Origin of the sequence: Collinsella sp. CLA-AA-H167 (genome assembly GCF_040095305.1) — a bacterium.
Lineage (GTDB): Bacteria > Actinomycetota > Coriobacteriia > Coriobacteriales > Coriobacteriaceae > Collinsella.
On the sequence record NZ_JBBNGA010000022.1, the window covers coordinates 1 to 5,067 of the forward strand.

At 57.2% G+C, this 5,067-nt stretch carries 5 protein-coding genes and 1 tRNA gene; all 6 read right to left on the reverse strand.

The genetic code is table 11. The features are described from left to right. Positions 1-437 precede the first annotated feature (437 nt). Complete coding sequence (gene rplT / locus AAAT03_RS09785) at positions 438-797, reverse strand: 50S ribosomal protein L20 (RefSeq protein WP_006234421.1); 360 nt, start codon at positions 795-797, stop codon at positions 438-440. A gap of 46 nt (positions 798-843) precedes the next feature. Further along, positions 844-1,035 (reverse strand): 50S ribosomal protein L35, encoded by a 192-nt coding sequence (rpmI, locus tag AAAT03_RS09790; protein ID WP_006234422.1) that lies wholly within the window; start codon positions 1,033-1,035, stop codon positions 844-846. Positions 1,036-1,067: 32 nt separating this feature from the next. Then, positions 1,068-1,637, reverse strand: coding sequence for a translation initiation factor IF-3 (gene infC / locus AAAT03_RS09795; RefSeq protein ID WP_349103223.1), 570 nt, complete (start codon positions 1,635-1,637; stop codon positions 1,068-1,070). Between the two features lie 431 nt (positions 1,638-2,068). Further along, a tRNA-Leu gene (locus AAAT03_RS09800) sits at positions 2,069-2,155 on the reverse strand. A gap of 39 nt (positions 2,156-2,194) precedes the next feature. Beyond that, positions 2,195-3,628: a transglutaminase-like domain-containing protein gene (locus tag AAAT03_RS09805; protein ID WP_349103224.1), complete on the reverse strand. Its 1,434-nt coding sequence runs from the start codon at positions 3,626-3,628 to the stop codon at positions 2,195-2,197. 345 nt (positions 3,629-3,973) lie between these two features. After that, positions 3,974-4,840, reverse strand: a complete 867-nt coding sequence (gene fba, locus AAAT03_RS09810; protein ID WP_035137086.1) for a class II fructose-1,6-bisphosphate aldolase — start codon at positions 4,838-4,840, stop codon at positions 3,974-3,976. Between the last annotated feature and the right edge of the window lie 227 nt (positions 4,841-5,067).

Sequence of the window (5,067 nt, forward strand, 5' to 3'; positions counted from 1 at the left end):
GGGGCCGCCTCTCGGCGGCCTTGCGAAAAACAAATCCAAGTTAGACCATTTCAAATGGTTCGATGTCTGCCCGGATGCGACACTGAATGTGTCCATCCTCGCAGTATCCGGTTCTCAAGGTGCACGCCTGGCGGCTGATCCGGTCCGACCGGGCCGCGCGGCAAGGAGATATATTGCCAGACCGCGAAGCCCTGTGGGTCGTCAATTCCACTCTTCACAAGTCCTACACAACATATCGCTTTCTATAGCTAATAGAAAGACTGGTGCGGATCTTCCGCACGTATCAGATGATGACCCTTTGGTTTAGAAATATATAGAGATCGGTCACCTGTAAGTGTCTATCTACCCGCGCTTTTAGCAATGTAAACCGCGCTTCAGATAAAAAGAGGGAGCGCCGCGCACAACGCGACACTCCCCTAGCGATTCAAGAGAATCTATTAGGCCTCGAGAGCCTTCTTGGCGATGGTAGCCAGCTCGTTGAAGGACTCGATGTCCTCGTAAGCCATCTGAGCCAGGACCTTGCGGTCGAGCTCGATACCGGCAACCTTCAGGCCGTGCATGAACTGAGAGTAAGAAATGTCGTTCAGGCGAGCGGCGGCGTTGATACGGGTGATCCAGAGAGAACGGATCTCGCGCTTCTTGTTGCGGCGATCACGATACTGATACTGCAGGGAGTGCTGGACCTGCTCTTTAGCATGCTTGTAAGTACGCGAAGCGGCACCGTAGTAACCCTTCGCACGGTGCATAACGGTACGGCGCTTCTTCTTGGCGGCAACAGCGCGCTTAATACGTGCCATGTTCTATCAACTCCTAGACGGTAAAACGAAAAACGGGAACGCGAACTTAGGCGAGACGCGACTTGATGACCTTACGGTCGGCAGCGGCGATCTCGGTCTCCTGACGGAAGCCACGCTTGCGCTTGGTGGACTTCTTGCTCAGGATGTGGCTCTTGAAAGCCTTGGCGCGCATAAGCTTGCCGGTACCAGTCTTGCGGAAACGCTTCTTGGTGCCGCTGTGGGACTTCATCTTAGGCATGAAATACTCCTTAATCGGTTACAGAACACTAGTTACTTGGTATCGCTTGCCACTTTATCCTCATCGAAGGCGCCCTTAATCGGGGCGAGCAGCATAAGCATGTTACGGCCTTCCATCTTAGGCTTGGACTCGACCGTAGCGTAAGGCTTGAGATCCTCGGCGAGACGCTCGAGAACGTTAAGACCCTGCTCCGGGTGAGCCATCTCACGGCCGCGGAACATGATGGTGATCTTAACGCGTGCGCCCTTCTTGAGGAAACGCAGAACGTGGCCCTTCTTGGTCTCGTAATCGCCAACGTCAATCTTGGGTCGGAACTTCATTTCCTTGACCTCGACCTTGGACTGGTTCTTACGAGCGGCCTTGGCCTTCATGGCCTGCTGGTACTTGAACTTACCGTAGTCCATGACCTTGCAGACCGGTGGCTCCGCGTTGGGAGCGATCTCGACCAGGTCGAGACCCTGATCGTCGGCGACGCGCTGGGCATCGCGGATGGCGAACAGGCCGAGCTGAGAGCCATCGACGCCAATCAAACGGCACGAAGATGCAGTGATCTCGTCGTTGATGCGGGTGTCATCAGACTTAGCTATTTTCCCTACCTCCATTCATAAAAAATAACCCGGCGCTTCTTTGCAACCAGGTCGTACACATAGACATCCTCAATATGAGGAAGGGAATCTAAGTTGTATGACCAGTCAGCTGCTCATTGGCGCCAAAAGGTGGGAGCCCTCGGGTTCCTCTTTAGGGCATTGCGGGAACAACGCCTTGCGAATAATAACACGTACCGCGCGTTATCACATTACGTACACGAAAAAGGGGGCCTTGACCCCCTTGAACGCTCACTCGCATGTATGGTGCCCGAGGCGAGACTCGAAGGGCCTTCGCTTCGCGAAGCCCCGGGCTTCGGGCGCGTGGCGCCCTCGCCACGCTCCGCTACAAACAGGCCACAGGCCTGTTTGCTTAACGCTTCGCGCGCTCACGCGAGTTCGGCACGAAAAAGGGGGCCGCAACCCCCTTGAACGCTCACTTGCATGTATGGTGCCCGAGGCGAGACTCGAACTCGCACGTTGTTGCCAACGGTGGATTTTGAGTCCACTGCGTCTGCCAATTCCGCCACTCGGGCACGTAATGCGTGAGTTAGTTTATCACAGCTTTCTGTTGATTAGTCCGAAAATGGAACTTCAAGCATTTCGATGAGTTCGACCGAGCGGAGCATCTCGCGCCGACGGCATCCGCGACCGTCGACCGAAGCCTCACCCATCTGGTTATCGTAAGGGTCCTCGCGCATGCCGTCGAAAGCAGGCACAAATTCAGCCTGGAATCGATTATTGGCCACCATGCGCCACGGGTCGAGATTGCCAAAGTAGTGACGACGACGCCACTCCTCCCCCATCCTGCGTGCCGAGGAACCAAACGATACGTCGGCGTTAAGCCAACCGGTCTGTGGAGTATAGAACTCAGCCCAATCGTGCGGCCCCACCGAATCGGGCGCAACATACAGGCCGCTCTGCCAACGGGCAGGAACGCCCGCGATGCGGCACATGGTGATAAACGTGAGCGCCATAATGCCGCAATCGCCGCGGAGCGAGTGCGCACAGTCATCGGCAATAGATCCCAAAAGCAGGTACGGTGGCTGATAGCGATAGTCGACATGCTGTGTCAGGTAATCATAGATAGCACGAGCACGATCGAGCGGATCATCGAGCCCGTCAATAACACGCTCCGTCGACTGTCGCAGGTACGGCGTAAACACAATGTGCGGACGGTCCTCGGAAGTGTCCTCAGGCAGCGGCGTGTCCATGCACGCATGCGATGGGAGCGCGCCACCATAGATATCGCAATAGGCGGAATCGATGTGATAGCGATAGGTCACCGAGAATGAATGTTCAGTCGAAGATGTCCAAGAGGCAGTACGAGCCGAGGCGTTCGCAGGGGCAATGGCCCCCTCCGACGTCATATCAAGTATCTCGACCTGGGACTGCTGGCGGCAGGCGGCGGCAACGGGAAGCCACGCGCGAACGGTCTCCCCCTCCAAAGCACCGGGGACAGATTCGCATGCCTTAAGCGTGATGGCGCGAGACAGCCCGCCCTGCGACTCCATCTCCCTGAGCATCTGGTTACGCAGCGCTATGCCGTCCGTAGAATCGGGACGCAGGCCCGGAACTTCCTTGGGGTACACGCGAAGCGAATCGAGGAAGTTGTCGAGAACAAACACCACGCCATCGATAAAGCGCCAGTCAATACGCTTACGATTAATCAGGTCATCGAACTGCTCTTCGGTAAACTCAGGCCACTCCTCGCGAATCATCGCAATGGCCCGATCACGCGACACCGAAAAATGAAGCGGCGTCTCGAGCATGCGATACCGCTCGGCACGAACGCAGGCAGCCAACGAGGGATCCGGATTCTGCTCCAAAAGACGGTCGCAAGCCGCAACGGCCTGCGTCAGATATCCAGCATCCTTGAGACGAAGGATCTCGGGCGGCAATCCAATATCGAGATGACGAAAATCATCGTCGCAAACCTCAACAGGGCAACCAACGGGACCCTCGGCAACAACCTTCCCGTCAGCAGGCAACATATCAATAACAGCCATAACCACTCCCACGTAAGACGACAACCTGAGCCCATTGTACCGACATAAAAACAAAGCCCCAACTAAGGAGCCACACAAGCCGATAAACGGTACCTATTAAATTATCTCAGCCCCGTAACCCTGTAGCGAGTCAACAAAGGAGGCCCCGTTTCCCCGGAGCTGATTCCATCGCGCGACTTCTGGCGAAGCCAGGACAATTTATTCGGCCCCGCAACCCTGCGGCGTTAAACGAAGGAAGCCCCGTCCCCCGGAACTGTTTCCTTGGCGCGACTTCTGGCAAAGCCAGGTGAGCGCAAAGGAAACAGTGTAGGGGGACGGGGCTTCCGGCGGGAAGTTTAACGACGCTTACGCCTTGTTGACGGAGCCAAACTCCTCCATGAGCTCCTTGGTGCGGGCAACGATGTTGTCGCGACCAGGCTTGAGGAGCTTGCGGGGGTCGAAGCCCTTGCCCTGCTGATCCTTGCCAGCCTCGATGTACTCGCGGACGCCCTTGGCGAAGACGAGCTGCAGGTCGGTGTTGACGTTGATCTTGGAGATGCCCAGGGAGATGGCCTTCTTGATCTGATCCTCGGGGATGCCGGTACCACCGTGCAGAACGAGGGGCAGGTCACCGGTCTGAGCCTTGATCTCGCCCAGACGCTCGAAGGAAAGGCCAGCCCAGTCGGCGGGATACACGCCGTGGATGTTGCCGATGCCGCAGGCGAGGAAGTCGACGCCCAGGTCAGCGATCTGCTTGCACTCAGCAGGATCAGCGAGCTCGCCGCTGGAGGTCACGCCGTCCTCGGTGCCGCCGATGCCGCCGACCTCGGCCTCGATGGACATGCCCTTGGAGTGGGCAAGCTCAACGAGCTCCTTGGTGCGGTCGAGGTTAAGCTGGAAGGTCTCCTCGTGAGAGCCGTCATACATGATGGACGTGAAGCCGGCCTCGATGCACTTGAAGCAGTCCTCGTAAGAACCGTGATCGAGGTGAAGGGCGACGGGAACGGTAACGCCCGTGGCCTCGACGGCAGCCTTGACCATGTCGGCGCAGACCTTGAAACCGCCCATCCACTTAGCGGCACCAGCGGTGCACTGAAGGATCAGCGGAGACTTGGCCTCCTCGGCGGCCTGGAGAATAGCCAGGGTCCACTCGAGGTTGTTGGTGTTGAAGGCACCGAGACCGTACTTGCCGGCCTCGGCCTTCTTGAGCATGTCTGCTGCGTTGACGAGCATAAAAGAAACCTCCTGTAAGGTTGCTCCGATAACGCCTGAGATTTTACCACGGCGCACCCGGGCATAAACGTTCGTTTGTTCACGAATATCGTCCAAACAGACTTTTCCTTGATTCTCATGTTCACTGCAACAGCCTCAGGACTCAGCGCAACGCGTTGCGCTGAGTCCTGAGGCGCGAATCCGGGTAGGCAACCCCAGAGGGGCCGGAATCCCCCGGCCCGCGATGG